The 13587-nt window shown below is 60.5% G+C and carries 10 protein-coding genes and 1 pseudogene; 6 read left to right on the forward strand and 5 right to left on the reverse strand.

Annotation, left to right across the window (positions count from 1 at the left end; genetic code table 11):
* Nucleotides 1-108 precede the first annotated feature (108 nt).
* The 3 genes from R1A29_RS13460 to R1A29_RS13470 are packed head-to-tail and all read left to right on the forward strand — an operon-like array spanning nucleotide 109 to nucleotide 3419.
* Nucleotides 109-2244: an FUSC family protein gene (locus R1A29_RS13460; protein ID WP_438301834.1), complete on the forward strand. Its 2136-nt coding sequence runs from the start codon at nucleotides 109-111 to the stop codon at nucleotides 2242-2244.
* Nucleotides 2234-2434 (forward strand): DUF1656 domain-containing protein, encoded by a 201-nt coding sequence (locus R1A29_RS13465; protein ID WP_096820375.1) that lies wholly within the window; start codon nucleotides 2234-2236, stop codon nucleotides 2432-2434. The genes R1A29_RS13460 and R1A29_RS13465 overlap by 11 nt, the downstream gene beginning before the upstream one ends.
* A gap of 4 nt (nucleotides 2435-2438) precedes the next feature.
* Nucleotides 2439-3419 carry an HlyD family efflux transporter periplasmic adaptor subunit gene (locus R1A29_RS13470; RefSeq protein WP_438301835.1) on the forward strand — a complete coding sequence of 327 codons (981 nt, stop codon included), beginning with the start codon at nucleotides 2439-2441 and terminating at the stop codon, nucleotides 3417-3419.
* A 58-nt stretch (nucleotides 3420-3477) separates the two neighbouring features.
* On the opposite strand, the gene R1A29_RS13475 is transcribed toward R1A29_RS13470, so the two are convergent.
* The 4 genes and pseudogenes from R1A29_RS13475 to R1A29_RS13490 all read right to left on the reverse strand — a co-directional run bounded on the left by R1A29_RS13475 (nucleotide 3478) and on the right by R1A29_RS13490 (nucleotide 10473).
* On the reverse strand, nucleotides 3478-4899 hold the full coding sequence (locus tag R1A29_RS13475) for an efflux transporter outer membrane subunit (protein WP_438301836.1): 1422 nt from the start codon (nucleotides 4897-4899) through the stop codon (nucleotides 3478-3480).
* A pseudogene (locus R1A29_RS13480) lies at nucleotides 4896-8085 on the reverse strand (efflux RND transporter permease subunit). The gene R1A29_RS13475 and the pseudogene R1A29_RS13480 overlap by 4 nt, the downstream one beginning before the upstream one ends.
* A 15-nt stretch (nucleotides 8086-8100) precedes the next feature.
* Nucleotides 8101-9354: a multidrug efflux RND transporter periplasmic adaptor subunit MexE gene (mexE, locus tag R1A29_RS13485; protein ID WP_085709792.1), complete on the reverse strand. Its 1254-nt coding sequence runs from the start codon at nucleotides 9352-9354 to the stop codon at nucleotides 8101-8103.
* Nucleotides 9355-9546: 192 nt separating this feature from the next.
* Complete coding sequence (locus R1A29_RS13490) at nucleotides 9547-10473, reverse strand: HTH-type transcriptional regulator ArgP (RefSeq protein WP_438301837.1); 927 nt, start codon at nucleotides 10471-10473, stop codon at nucleotides 9547-9549.
* A 189-nt stretch (nucleotides 10474-10662) separates the two neighbouring features.
* Here R1A29_RS13490 and R1A29_RS13495 point away from each other — a divergent pair, with 189 nt between their 5' ends.
* The 3 genes from R1A29_RS13495 to R1A29_RS13505 all read left to right on the forward strand — a co-directional run bounded on the left by R1A29_RS13495 (nucleotide 10663) and on the right by R1A29_RS13505 (nucleotide 12605).
* The gene (locus tag R1A29_RS13495) at nucleotides 10663-10941 is read left to right on the forward strand and encodes a hypothetical protein (RefSeq protein ID WP_438301838.1); all 279 of its coding nucleotides are present in this window, start codon (nucleotides 10663-10665) and stop codon (nucleotides 10939-10941) included.
* Nucleotides 10942-10985: 44 nt separating this feature from the next.
* Nucleotides 10986-11270, forward strand: coding sequence for a hypothetical protein (locus tag R1A29_RS13500; protein ID WP_438301839.1), 285 nt, complete (start codon nucleotides 10986-10988; stop codon nucleotides 11268-11270).
* Between the two features lie 150 nt (nucleotides 11271-11420).
* Nucleotides 11421-12605: a sugar transporter gene (locus tag R1A29_RS13505; RefSeq protein ID WP_438301840.1), complete on the forward strand. Its 1185-nt coding sequence runs from the start codon at nucleotides 11421-11423 to the stop codon at nucleotides 12603-12605.
* Between the two features lie 48 nt (nucleotides 12606-12653).
* Here the strand turns inward: R1A29_RS13505 and R1A29_RS13510 are convergent, their stop codons facing one another.
* Nucleotides 12654-13568, reverse strand: a complete 915-nt coding sequence (locus tag R1A29_RS13510) for a LysR family transcriptional regulator (protein WP_085709803.1) — start codon at nucleotides 13566-13568, stop codon at nucleotides 12654-12656.
* Nucleotides 13569-13587: the final 19 nt, after the last annotated feature.

Genomic DNA, 13587 nt, shown 5'->3' on the forward strand with positions numbered 1-13587 from the left:
GTCACGCGACTGAGGATGAATATCCCTACAACATCTGTCGGCCCTGGAAGCCGTCGAGCTTTCGATGCAGTGACTACGCTTGGTGAAGTTCCTTTGACGAGTGCGTTCATGCAAGCCTTGCTCAATTATTTCAGGACAGTGATCCATCCCGGTCAGGCAGTGTTGCTGTTTGCCCTGCGCACCATTGCAGCCGGATTGCTGACGCTGTACCTGGCGTTCCTGTTCGATCTGGATCAGCCCAAATGGTCGATCATGGCGGTGGTCATCATCAGTCAGCCACTGGCCGGGATGGCGCTGGCCCGCAGTTTCGGTCAGGTCATCGGCACCACGCTGGGCGCGGCGGTGGCGGTGCTGATCATGGCGATTTTCCCTCAGGCGCCTTTGCCCTTCATCACAACCCTGGCGCTGTGGCTGGCGCTGTGCACGGCCGGCGGCACCTTGCTGCGCTACACCAGTTCCCAGGCGTTCGTGCTCAGTGGCTACACCGCCGTGGTGGTGGCGTTGCTGGCCATTCCGGACCAGGACGGCACCTTCCTGCTGGCGGTTACCCGGGTGACCGAAACCCTGCTGGCGGTGGCCTGCGTCTGTGTCGTCAGCCTGTTGACGGCCCGTCCGGAGGCGGTTTCGCGCAACTACTTCGCCAAAGTCGATCAGGTGATCAAACTGGTCGCCACCCATGCCGCTGCGGTGATTCGTACCGAAGAAAGCGAATCCGAATTCCAGCGCCGGCAAATGCAACTGCTCGGCGAAATCAGCGCCCTGGAAGGCTTGCGCCGTCATCTGTATTTCGATGCACCGCGTCTGCGCAGTGCCAACAATCTTGTGTTGATGCTGGGCAATCAACTGATGCTGCTGACTTCGCGCCTGACAGCCCTGCGTCATCAGCGGCAGTTGCTGACCGAACGCTGGGACGGGGATCTGCCGCTGGAGGTCCAGCGCTTGCGTGCCGATGAACTGGCCTTTCTCGATCAACTGGCACAATACGGGCGTTCACTGCCGGAAGACATGAGGCATCAGCTGGTTGTCCTGCAACAACAGTTCGAAGCGCTGGCCTACCGGGCTGAACAGTTGACCGAGGACATGAGTGCGACCTTACGTTCGCTGGCATGGGCCCTTCGCTGGGAGCAGGCGCGGCTGCTGCAACAACTGGAGCAGATCCTCGAACTGAGCGAAGCCATACAGGAAGGCCGAGAGGCCAGTTGCATGTTCCGTGGCCAGTCCAGCCCGCTGCACCTGGATTTCACCCTGGCGACGATGAATGCGATCCGGGCCTTCAGTGCATTGCTGGTGGCCGGGCTTATCTGGATCGAAACTGCCTGGGACGGTGCCCGTGGCGGGATGATTCTGGTGGGGATCCTGTGTTCACTGATGGCAACGTTCCCGCGCCCCTTGATCGCCGCGCAGAGCTACGCCCGGGGACTGGGCCTGGCACTGGTGGTTTCGGCGCTGTATCAGTTCATGCTGGTGCCGGCGGTCAACGACTTCGAATGGCTGGCGATATTGCTGGCTCCGCTGCTTTACGTCATCGCGGTAGGACTGGCCAGCCCGGCCACGGCGGGCATTGGCATGGGGCTGGGCTTGTCGAGTTTCCTGATGCTCGGCCCGCAGAACGTCGGAACCGGGCAGAACACTGCCATTCAATGGTTTGAGTTTGCCGGTGCCTATGTCAGTGCGGCGATGCTGGCCCTGATCGTCTATGCGTGGATTTTTCCGTTCCGGCCAGTGTTGCGAATCCGTCGGTTCTATAACGAAGCACGGGAGCAGGTGTATCAACTGACCCAATCGCCTGCCACGGACGCAGAGCAATTCGCGTTCGAAAGCCGCATGGTTGACCGCCTGACCACCATGCTGGGTCTGTTGCCGGCAGCCAATGATCCGGACATGCAACGACGCTATGAAATCAGTCTCGCCTGTGTGGCGCTCGGTGTCGCCATTCACCAGCTCAGGCAGCAGGTGCAGGGCAACGCTTTACTGACAGACACCTTCGGCCGGCAACTGACGGTCGCTTTGCGCCAGACCGGCCGCTTCGTCGCTGGCCGCCCGGATGTGCACTTGCCAGCCTTGCTGACTACGCTGCATGCGCTCGGTGACGAGCTGGATGACCTGCATGCCGCCACACACGAGCACCTGTGGTCTGTATTCCGCATGCGTGTGGCGCTGTTGATCGTCGTCTCGTTCCTTGAGCGTCACGGTGAATATCTGCAGCACAACGTCCCTGAAGGAGAACCCGTCCTTGCCCATTGATTTCGAGGTCGGCGGCGTCTACCTGCCGCCTATCGCCCAGGCGCTGATCCTCGCCATACCGGTCTTTCTATTGCTGGACTGGGTACTGCGCCGCCTCGGCGTGCTGCGGCTGGTCTGGCATGAAGCGCTGTTCGAGGGCGCTCTGTACGCCTGTGTCTGCGCCACATTGATATTGCTGATGGGAGCCTGATGCCTTGAAGACGTTGCTCACTCGATTGACGACATTGGCTGTGGTGCTGCTGGCCATCGTGCTCGGCTGGTTCGCCTGGGAGCATTACACCCGCGCGCCCTGGACGCGGGATGCCCGGGTGAGGGCAGACGTGGTGACCCTGTCGGCGGATGTCTCGGGGCGCATCGTCAGTCTGGCGGTGCAGGACAATCAGCACGTTGAAAAGGGGCAACTGCTGCTGGAAATCGACCCGGCTCGCTACAGCCTGGCGGTCGAGCATGCCAAACGTTCGGTGGAGGTGGCCAAGGCCACCCTGGGTCAATCCCGGGCGTCCATCGTGGCCAGCGAGGCCTTGCTCAAGCAACGCGAAAGTGAGGAGCGGCGCAGGCGCACGCTAAAACAGGGCTTCGCGATTTCGGGTGAAGAGTGGGAAAAGTCCAGCACCGACGTGGCCGTGGCCCAGGCTGATCTCCTGCGTAATCAAGCGAATCTGGGATTGGCTGAAGCCAACGTTCAACTGGCTATTGCGGCACTGACCCAGGCGGAACTGGATTTGCAGCGTACCCGTGTCGAATCGCCGGTCAGCGGCTACGTCACCAACCTGTTGACCCGGCAGGGCGACTACGCGGTGGCCGGCGGTGCATTGCTGGCACTGGTGGATAGCGACTCGTTCTACGTCAGTGGCTATTTCGAGGAAACCAAGCTGCCACGGATCGAGGAGGGCGACAGGGTACGGATCGAGTTGATGAGCGGTGAGAAGTTCGGAGGCACCGTGCAAAGCATCGCCTTCGCCATCGCCGACCGGGAAAACGCGCCGGGCAGTCGATTGCTGGCCAACATCAACCCCAGTTACACCTGGGTGAAGCTGGCACAACGGGTGCCGGTGCGAATTGGCATCGACCCCGACTATGCAGGCAAGGTTCGCCTCAGGGCAGGTACCACAGCCACCGTCACCGTTTTGGAGAATCACGAAAGACAGGCACAAAAAAGCCCCGCGACCGAATGATACGCGGGGCAAAAAATTGGTTGGTTGCGGCCAACCAAAGGAGCTCTTTAAAAAACTGTTACTTGCTGGCGACCGTTTCCGGTTGCCAGCCGCCACCGAGAGCCTTGTAGATCGCGACAATGCCGCGATACAGCTCGACTTCGGCCTGGGCCTGGCTGTCTTCGGCATTCAAGCGTTCACGCTGGGCGTCGAGCAGCACCAGGAAATCCGTGGTGCCTTCGCGGTAGCGGATCTCAGCCAGATCGGCAGCCTTGCGGCTGGATTCGCTTTGGCGGATCAGCGAGATCAACCGTTGCTGACGCTTGCCGTAATCGCTGAAGGCGTTTTCCGACTCTTCCAGGGCCAGCAGCACTTGCTGCTCGTAGGTCGCCAGTGCGCCTTCGGCATCGGCGTCGGCACCACGCAAACGGGCCCGCACGCTGCCAAGGTCGAACGCCGCCCAGGTGATGCTCGGGCCCAGCGCCCAGGCGTTGGCCGCCGAGGAACCGATCTGCGAACCACGCCCGGCCGTCCAGCCGAGGAAGCCGCTGAGGCTGACCCGTGGGAACAGGTCGGCCTTTGCCACACCGATACGCGCCGTAGCGGAAGCCAGTTTGCGTTCGGCGCTGAGAATGTCCGGGCGACGTTGCAGCAGTTCGCCCGGGTTACCGATCGGCAATGCCTTGGCAATCGCTGGCAAGTCTTTCGGGCTCAGGTCGACGGTCAGCTTGTCCGGACGTTCACCCAGCAGGGTGGCGATGCGGTTTTTCTGCCGGACCTGCTCCGCCTGCAATTGCGGCACGCTGGCTTCGACCGAGGCCAGACGGGCATCGGCGCGCTCGACATCGAGCTGATCGCCCACGCCGGCGTCACGCAGGCTGATGGTGATCTTGCGCGACTCCCGCTGGTTTTCCAGGTTGGCCACGGCGATCTTTTCCCGCAGCTGGGCGCCACGCAGTTGACCGTACGCGTCCACCAGTTCGGCAATCATGGTGACTTGCAACTGGTACAGATCGGCTTCGGCAGCCTGCTGATCGGCTTCGCTGGCTTCCAGGTTGCGCTGGATGCGACCAAACAGATCGACCTCCCAGGCCATGTCCAGACCCAGGTCATAGCGTTCGCTGTTGACCCGTTGGGTGGTCTGGCCGGGAATCTGTCCCTTGCCCAGATTGCTGCTGGCACGACTGGTGATAGTCGGCATCGCATCGTTGCTGACGTCGTCGCGGATCGCCCGTGCCGCTTTCCAGCGGGCAAAGGCGACGCGCAGTTGACGGTTACCCTGCAGCGATTGAGTCACCAACTGGTTGAGGGTCGGGTCGTCGAACTGCTGCCACCAGATGCCTTCGAATTTCGAACGGTCAAAGTTCTTCTGGCCGGCGGCGCCGTCGGTGGCGGCCGTGATGTTGGCCGCCTCCGTGGCTGGGGTCTTGTAGTCGGGACCGACTGCACAGGCGCTCAAGGCCAGTACCAGCAGGCTCGGCAGGAAGACTTTCAGACTCATTGGTGCGCCTCCAGTTGCTGTGGAAGATTCTGCGCCTTGGCCGCTTTGCGGGCTTCACTGCGTTCCACGAAGTTGCGGATCAGTACATAGAACACTGGCGTCAGCAGCAGACCGAAGAAGGTCACCCCGAGCATCCCGGAGAACACCGCCACACCCATGGCGTGACGCATCTCGGCACCGGCACCGCTGGAGAACACCAGTGGCACCACACCCATGATGAACGCGAACGAGGTCATCAGGATCGGCCGCAGACGCAGACGGCAGGCTTCCAGTACAGCGGCCAGCGGATCGAGACCTTCCTGCTGTTTGTCCTTGGCGAACTCGACGATCAGAATCGCGTTCTTACAGGCCAGGCCCACCAGTACGATCAAACCGATCTGGGTGAAGATGTTGTTGTCACCGCCGGAGATGATCACGCCGGTGATGGCCGACAGCAGGGTCATCGGTACGATCAGGATCACCGCCAGTGGCAGGCTCCAGCTTTCGTATTGAGCGGCGAGCACCAGGAACGCCAGCAATACGCAGAGCGGGAACACGAACAGCGCGGTGTTGCCGGACAGAATCTGCTGATAGGTCAGGTCGGTCCACTCGTAGGTCATGCCGTTCGGAAGTTCATCCTTGAGCAGTTTCTCGATGGCTTTTTCGGCCTGGCCGGAGCTGTAGCCCGGGGCTGCGGCACCGTTGATTTCAGCAGTGATAAAGCCGTTGTAGTGCATCACGCGATCCGGCCCCGAGGTGTCGCTGACCTTGATGAAGGTCGCCAGCGGGATCATTTCGCCCTTGTTGTTGCGTACTTTCAGCTGGCCGATCTGGTCGGATTCGAGACGGAACTGCTGTTCGGCCTGAACGTTGACCTGATAGGTGCGCCCGAAGCGGTTGAAGTCGTTGGCATACAGCGAACCCAGGTAGATCTGCAGGGTGTCGAAGATGTCGCTGACGGCCACGCCGTGGGTCTTGGCTTTTTCCCGGTCGATGGCGGCATCGACCTGCGGCACGTTCACGGTATAGCTGGTGAACAGGTTGGCCAGTTCCGGAACGTTATGGCTCTTGGCAATAATGTTCATGGTTTCCTTGTACAGCTCTTCGTAGCCCAGGTTGCCCCGGTCTTCGATTTGCAGGCGGAAACCACCGATGGTGCCCAGACCTTGTACCGGCGGCGGCGGGAAGATCGCCATGTACGCTTCCTGGATGTTCGCGTATTGGCCGTTCAGGGCCCCGGCAATCGCACCGGCGGACATGCTCGGGTCTTTACGCTCGTCGAACGGTTTCAGGGTCACGAACACGATGCCGGCGTTCGGGCTGTTGGTGAAGCCGTTGATCGACAGGCCCGGGAACGCTACGGCGCTCTCTACGCCCGGCTGTTTCAGTGCCAGGTCGGACATGCGCTTGATCACGTCTTCGGTACGGTCCAGGCTCGCGGCGTCCGGCAGTTGCGCGAAGGCCACCAGGTATTGCTTGTCCTGGCCGGGTACGAAACCGGTCGGTGTGCTGGAGAAACCGAAGAAGGTCAGCACCATCAGGCCTGCGTACACGAAGAGAGCGATGCCGCTGCCACGGATAACCCGGCGCACCGTGCCGACGTAGCCATGGCTGGCGCGGTCGAAGAAGCGGTTGAACGGACGGAACAGCCAGCCACCGAAGATCTTGTCCAGCACCCGCGAGAAGCGGTCTTTCGGTGCGTCGTGACCTTTGAGCAACACAGCGGCCAGCGCCGGTGACAGGGTCAGCGAGTTGAAGGCCGATATCACGGTCGAGATCGCGATGGTCAGTGCGAACTGCTTGTAGAACTGACCGGTCAGGCCCGAGATGAATGCCGCCGGTACGAACACCGCACACAGCACCAGCGCCGTGGCGATGATCGGGCCGGTCACTTCACCCATGGCCTTTTTGGTCGCATCGAAGGGGTTGAGTCCCAGTTCAATGTTCCGCTCGACGTTCTCCACCACCACGATGGCGTCGTCCACCACGATACCGATCGCCAGTACCAGGCCGAACAGCGACAGGGCGTTGAGCGAGAAGCCGAACAGGTGCATCACTGCAAACGTACCGATCAACGATACCGGCACCGCCACCAACGGAATGATCGAGGCGCGCCAGGTCTGCAGGAACAGGATCACCACCAGAACCACGAGGATCAGCGCTTCGAAGAGGGTGTGGACCACCGCCTCGATGGAGCCGCGCACGAAGATCGTCGGGTCATAGACGATGCTGTAGTCCATGCCTTGCGGGAAGCTCTTCTTCAGCTCTTCCATCTTGCCGCGAACTTCGTTCGAGATTTCGATGGCGTTGGAGCCCGGACGCTGGAAGATCGGGATCGCCACGGCCGGCTGGTTGTTCAGCAACGACCGCAGGGCGTACTGGCTGGAACCCAGTTCGACGCGGGCAATGTCCTTCAGGCGAGTGATTTCACCGTTGTCGCCGGCGCGAATGATGATGTTCTCGAACTCTTCCTCGGAAACCAGACGGCCCTGAGTGTTGACCGACAGCTGGAAGCTCTGGGCATTCGGGGCAGGGGGCGCCCAGTTGGCCGGCGGCGACCTGACGGTTCTGTTCACGAATCGCGGTCACCACATCAGTGGCAGTCAGATTGCGCGAAGCGGTCTTGTTCGGGTCCAGCCATACACGCAGCGAGTAATCGCCCATACCGAACAGCTGCACGTCACCGACACCACCGAGGCGAGCGAGCTCATCCTTGATGTTTAGGATTGCGTAGTTGGACAGGTACAGCATGTCGTAGCGTTTGTCCGGCGAGGTCAAGTGCACAACCATGGTCAGGTCGGGCGAGGCCTTGTCGACGGTGATACCGATACGCGTCACTTCCTCTGGAAGTTTCGGTTCGGTCCGGGTCACGCGGTTCTGCACCTGCACCTGCGCGTTGTCCAGGTCGGTACCCAGGGCGAAGGTGATGGTCAGGGTGATCTTGCCGTCGGCGGTCGACTGCGAGGACATGTACAGCATGTTCTCGACGCCGGTGATGGCTTGCTCCAGTGGAGCGGCCACGGTTTCACCGATGACTTTTGGGTTGGCACCCGGGAAGTTGGCACGTACCACCACGGTGGGCGGCACGACTTCCGGGTATTCGCTGATCGGCAACTGGAACAGCGAGATAGCGCCGGCGATCAGGATCAGCAGCGAAAGCACCGCTGCGAAGATCGGCCGTGAAATGAAGAATTGGGAAAAATTCATCGGAGTTGTCGTCCCTTAACCGCGTGGGGTCGCAGCAGCCAGTTTCACAACCGATCCCGACGCGCCTTTGGCAGGTGCGACTTTGGGCAGGTTGCTGGCTTCCAGCGCTTGTCGTTGTTGAGCGAGAGCGGCAATGGTTTGCTCGCTGGCCATCGGGATCACTTCAGGGGATACCGGAGAGCCAGGGCGAACCCGTTGCAGACCCTTGACGATGATCGTGTCGTCCTTGTTCAGGCCGCTGCGCACGATGCGCAGACCTTCGATCTTCGGACCGAGTTCGACGGCGCGGTAGGCGGTCTTGTTGTCGCCATCCATCACCAGCACGAACTTCTTGCCGAGGTCGGTGCCGACCGCTTCGTCGTTGATCAGCATGGCGTTGTAGGTGCCGCTGCCGACCAGTTTCAGACGCGCATACAGACCCGGGGTGTAAGTGCCGTCGCTGTTGTCGAACACGGCGCGACCACGGATGGTACCGGTCTTTGGGTTGACCTGGTTGTCGACGAAGTTCATCTGGCCCAGGTGAGGATTGCCGTCTTCATTGGACAGGCCCATGTACACCGGAGTGGTCGCACCGCGCTGACCCTGACGGGCGAGTTGGGTGTATTTGAGGAATACACGCTCATCCGCGTCGAAGTAGGCATAGACCTTGTCGGTGGAAACCACGCTGGTGAGCGGGGTGGTGTCGGCGGTCACCAGGTTACCGGCGGTGATCTCGGCCCGGCTGACGCGGCCACTGATTGGGGCGGTTACACGGGTGAAGCTCAGGTTCAGTTTGGCCAGATCCAGTTGTGCTTGCAGGGCGCCGACAGCGGCACGTGCTTCCTGTGCAGCGCTGGTGCGCGAGTCAGCCAGTTCGGCGGAAATGGCGTTGCTGGCACGCAGGCGTTCGCCACGGCCGGCTTCGTTTTCACTGCGAGTGGCGTTGGCGCGAGCCTGGGCTACGAGGGCTTCAAGGCGGCGAACCTCGGCCTGGAACGGACGCGGGTCGATCTGGAACAGCAGGTCGCCTTTCTTGACCAGTGCGCCTTCGGTGAAGGCGACCTCGTCGATCTGGCCGGAGACCCGTGGACGGATTTCAACGGTTTCCGGCGCCTCGAGGCGCCCGGTGAATTCGTCCCACTCGTTGACCGGTTGTTCCAGCACCTTGGCCACGCTGACCTTGGCAGCAGGCATGGCGGCGGCGGTTTCTGGAGTCTTGCCGCAGGCGCTCATCACCATCACGGCCAACAGAGCCAACGGGAAGCGCAAATGTTTGAGTGATTGTTCCATGGATGCATCCGCCAATGTATTGAAGATGGGCGGATGATGCTCGGCAGGTAGATAGCAAACGAATCGAATGACACGAAGGTAACTATCATTCGGAATGATATAAGGCCAAGCGAAGCCCTCTAGCATGCACCTTTCGTTAGGGGGCTATCAATATGGCCGATGACAAATCTGTGTTGCCTTGAATGCAACGGTTCACTTTTTCGGCATGGTTGAGCGATTGACCGATGTTTTGCTGCTCAGGATGCGTCGCGCAGCATGTACCGCACGTTCGGAGAGCATTTCCATGCGCGGTGATTGCAGATCCCAGGCGTGCCAATAAAGCTCGACATCAGTGAAATAACCCGGCGCCAAATCCACCAGATCCCGGTTTTTCAGCAAGTCGCTCACCTGCATGTACGGCACCATCCCGTATCCGAGGCCACGACGAATGGCTTTGAGGCGTGCTTCGGGAAGTGACAGGTAATGGGTCGGATAAGCATCTGCCTGCAGACCGAAACGCGACCGCATGAAATCAGACTGTAAAGTGTCCTTGCGCGAATAAGCGAAAACGGGCGCCTTGCGCGCAGCCGTTCGTGTCAGACCCTTTGCAAACCAGCGCTCCTGAAAGGCGGGCGATGCCACCAATTGGTAGCGTACCGATCCCAACAATTCTGCAAAACATCCTCGCATCGGCTGTGAGCGCGTGCCGATGCAACCAATGACCTGGCCACTTTCCAGTAATGCATAGGTGTGGTCCTGATCGTCGATCACGACGTCGAGCAGGATTTTTTCGCTGACGAATATCTCGGCCAGAGCAGGGAAAAACCAGGTCGCCAGCGTGTCACCGTTGACGGCTATGACAACCCGCAGATGGTCTTTTTCGTCACCGGTCAGGTCGTTGAGGAGTTCCTCTTCGAGCACCGTTGCACGGCGGAGATAGAGCATCAGCTTGCGTCCGGCCTGTGTGGGTTCGCACGGTCGCCCGCGCACCACAACCGAGCTGCCGAGGCGAACTTCCAGTGCGTGTATCCGTTGCGACACCGCCGACGGTGTCACGTTGAGCCGTTCCGCGGCCTTTTCGAAACTGCCGCTGTCGACGACGGCAAGGAACGCCTGCATCTGTTTCGCATCGAGTTGCATGGCCGCCAGTCTCGTTAAGTTTTTCTAATCCGCACTGAAAGATACTTCGTTTTTCTTCATCTCGGTACCGAACTGCTCAATCATTCCATCACGGCGATCTGACCCATTCAGACCCGCACAAACGTCGCGCTATTGACCACACGAGGTAAGCGTTATGAGGAATGAAATGTCCAGCGACCGATGCCTGCCATGAAACTCAACATGATTATTGCTGTGAGCGCTGTCGCATTGGTCGGCAACTATATCTGGCAGTCCCACGACTTGAAGCTCGGCCCCTACGAATATCAGGCGTCAGCGAGTGCTCTGCTATCGAGGCACACCCACTCAGGGGCTCGTCAGCTGGCCTTGGACAATGCCTGCAAAAAGTGCGCATCGCTTGGCAAGCAACTCGGCGAGTTCGAAGTTCAATCTCGCTTGCCGCTGGATCCCGAGAATGAAGTCGCCCACGTGACGTTCGTCTGCAAGTGATTGCAAACAGCGCAATCAGAATCCTTTCACCGATGGAGAAAGCCATGAGGTTCGTTATTTTTACGTTGTTCGCGATGCTTTTGAGCGCTTGTGCCTCTTCTGTTCATGATTGGTCCAGGCCGGGCGCAAGCGCCTCTGACATCCAGCATGACAAAGCTGAATGCCAGTACCAGGCCAAAGCCGCAACGGCCAGCTACCACTCGACGCCGGCAGCAAACGACAAGACTCACGGCATGGGTAGCGCCGTGGGGGATGGCATCGTTATCGCTGAAAAACAGATTGATCTGACCAATGATTGCATGCGGGTCAAAGGCTATGCCGGGCAATGACGCACGCTCGCCTCCAGAGCGCCGAGAGTTTCGCCCCCACGATGAACCCGTCCGCGTTTCTTTATAGTAGAGTCGCCATCGAACCACCTGTCGTCTGAGGCTTTCCGGCAATTGGTGTACGCAAAACCGACAGATGGACGCGACTTTCAAATGAGCAACTCTACGACGACCAGCAGCGGCAATTGGTATGCGGTCATTGCGCTGGCACTGGCAGCATTCGTCTTCAACACCACCGAATTTGTCCCGGTCGGCCTGTTGAGTTCGATTGGCAGCAGCTTCGACATGACGTCGGCTCAGGTCGGCCTGATGTTGACCATCTATGCCTGGGTGGTGTCGCTGACGTCGCTGCCCATCATGCTGCTGACGCGCAACGTCGAGCGGCGCAAGCTGTTGATCGTGCTGTTTGCGATGTTCATCGTCAGCCACATTCTGTCGAGTGTGGCGACCAGCTTCGCTGTCCTGCTGCTGAGCCGGATTGGCGTGGCGTTATCCCATGCATTGTTCTGGTCGATCACAGCTTCTCTGGCCGTGCGCTTGGCTCCGCCCGGCAAACAGGTCCAGGCCTTGGGCCTGCTGGCGACCGGCACATCCCTGGCGATGGTGCTCGGTATTCCCCTCGGCCGGATTCTGGGCGAGGCGATGGGCTGGCGAACCACCTTCATCGCGATCGCAGTCTTGGCCGCTACGCTGGTGTTCTGGCTGGCGAGGGTCTTGCCCTTGTTGCCGAGCCAGAACTCGGGGTCGCTCAAAAGTTTGCCGTTGTTGTTGAAGCGACCGGCGCTGGTGGCGATCTATGTCCTGACGGCCATGGTCGTGACAGCTCACTTCACCGCCTACAGCTACATCGAGCCTTTCGTTCAGGTAGTGGCGGGCATGAGTGGCGAGACCGTGACGCTGATCCTGCTGTTATTCGGCGGCGCGGGGATTTTCGGATCGCTGCTGTTCAGCGGGCTGCACCGGTACAGCCCGCAGCGCTTTCTGATCGTCGCCGTGTCGTTGCTCGCGTTGTGCCTGGCGTTGTTGCTGCCATTGAACGGCAAGGTCTCATACCTGTGCGCGCTGAGTATCTTCTGGGGGATGGCGATCATGGGGTTCGGTCTGGCGTTGCAGTCCAAAGTTCTGGTGCTGGCGCCTGACGCGACCGATGTGGCGATGGCGCTGTTTTCGGGGATCTACAACATCGGCATTGGCGGCGGGGCCCTGATGGGGAGCTGGGTGGGGAGCCAGTTTGGTTTTGCTTATGTCGGGGTTGTGGGCGGGATGTTGGCGGGGTTGGCGTTGTTGCTGTATTGCCTGTCGAGCTACCGTTTAGCTCGGTCCGGGGCTTCTGCTTGAGCTCCTGAACCGCTTTGCTACCGATAGCAAAGCGGTTTCGGTAGGACTTCAGAGGCTATCCGGATCCCCAAAAAACATCTGAATCCGCGACCGCAACCACCGCTCTCCCGGATCGTTATCCTGCGACCCGCGCCAGGCCATGTGCAGTTCAAACGTACGCGTCGGCAGCGGTGGATCTTCCGCCCGAACCCCGCCCGCAGACGTCAGCGCATCCGCCGTGTAATCCGGCACGGTCGCGACGATATCGGTCCCGGCCAGCAACGTACTCAAGCCGTTGAACTGCGGCACGGCCAGCACCACGTGGCGTTTGCGTCCGAGCTTTTCCAGCTCTTCATCAATAAAGCCACTGAGGTCGCCGGCGAACGACACCAGCGCATGGGGGCGGGCGCAGTAGTCGTCCAGGCTCAGCGGCCCCGGTACGGTGTCGGCGCGCAGCAGTTTTGGCTGGCTGCGGCGCAAGACCTTGCGCTTGGCGTTGGCTGGCAGGTCGGTGGTGTAGCTGACGCCGATGGAGATTTCGCCGGAGGCGAGCAGGCCGGGCATCAGGATGTAGTTGACGCGGCGCACCACCAGCACGATTCCCGGTGCCTCGGCGCGCAGGCGCTTGAGCAGCATGGGCAGCAAGGCGAATTCGACATCGTCCGACAGGCCGATCCGGAATACCGAAGTGCTGGTGGCCGGGTCGAATTCGGCGGCGCGGCTGACCGCTGTCGAAATCGAGTCCAGGGCCGGCGAGAGCAGGGCGAAGATTTCCACCGCCCGGGCGGACGGCTCCATGCTGCGTCCGGTGCGCACAAACAGCGGGTCATCGAACAAACCACGCAGGCGCGAGAGCGCCGCGCTGATCGCCGGCTGGCCGAGAAACAGCTTTTCCGCCGCGCGGGTCACGCTGCGTTCGTGCATCAGGGTTTCGAATACGATCAACAGGTTCAGGTCGACACGACGCAGGTCATTACGATTCATCTGGAGTCCTGGCAGAGTC

Source organism: Pseudomonas sp. NMS19W, assembly GCF_051554255.1.
Taxonomy (GTDB): domain Bacteria; phylum Pseudomonadota; class Gammaproteobacteria; order Pseudomonadales; family Pseudomonadaceae; genus Aquipseudomonas; species Aquipseudomonas kribbensis.

Excerpts from the sequence above, each read along its gene's own strand:
- R1A29_RS13460 (WP_438301834.1), top strand. The coding sequence starts at position 109 with ATGCAAGCCTTGCTCAATTATTTCAGGACAGTGATCCATCCCGGTCAG.
- R1A29_RS13475 (WP_438301836.1), bottom strand. The coding sequence starts at position 4,899 with ATGAGTCTGAAAGTCTTCCTGCCGAGCCTGCTGGTACTGGCCTTGAGC.
- mexE (WP_085709792.1), bottom strand. The coding sequence starts at position 9,354 with ATGGAACAATCACTCAAACATTTGCGCTTCCCGTTGGCTCTGTTGGCC.
- R1A29_RS13490 (WP_438301837.1), bottom strand. The coding sequence starts at position 10,473 with ATGCAACTCGATGCGAAACAGATGCAGGCGTTCCTTGCCGTCGTCGAC.
- R1A29_RS13495 (WP_438301838.1), top strand. The coding sequence starts at position 10,663 with ATGAAACTCAACATGATTATTGCTGTGAGCGCTGTCGCATTGGTCGGC.
- R1A29_RS13500 (WP_438301839.1), top strand. The coding sequence starts at position 10,986 with ATGAGGTTCGTTATTTTTACGTTGTTCGCGATGCTTTTGAGCGCTTGT.
- R1A29_RS13505 (WP_438301840.1), top strand. The coding sequence starts at position 11,421 with ATGAGCAACTCTACGACGACCAGCAGCGGCAATTGGTATGCGGTCATT.
- R1A29_RS13510 (WP_085709803.1), bottom strand. The coding sequence starts at position 13,568 with ATGAATCGTAATGACCTGCGTCGTGTCGACCTGAACCTGTTGATCGTA.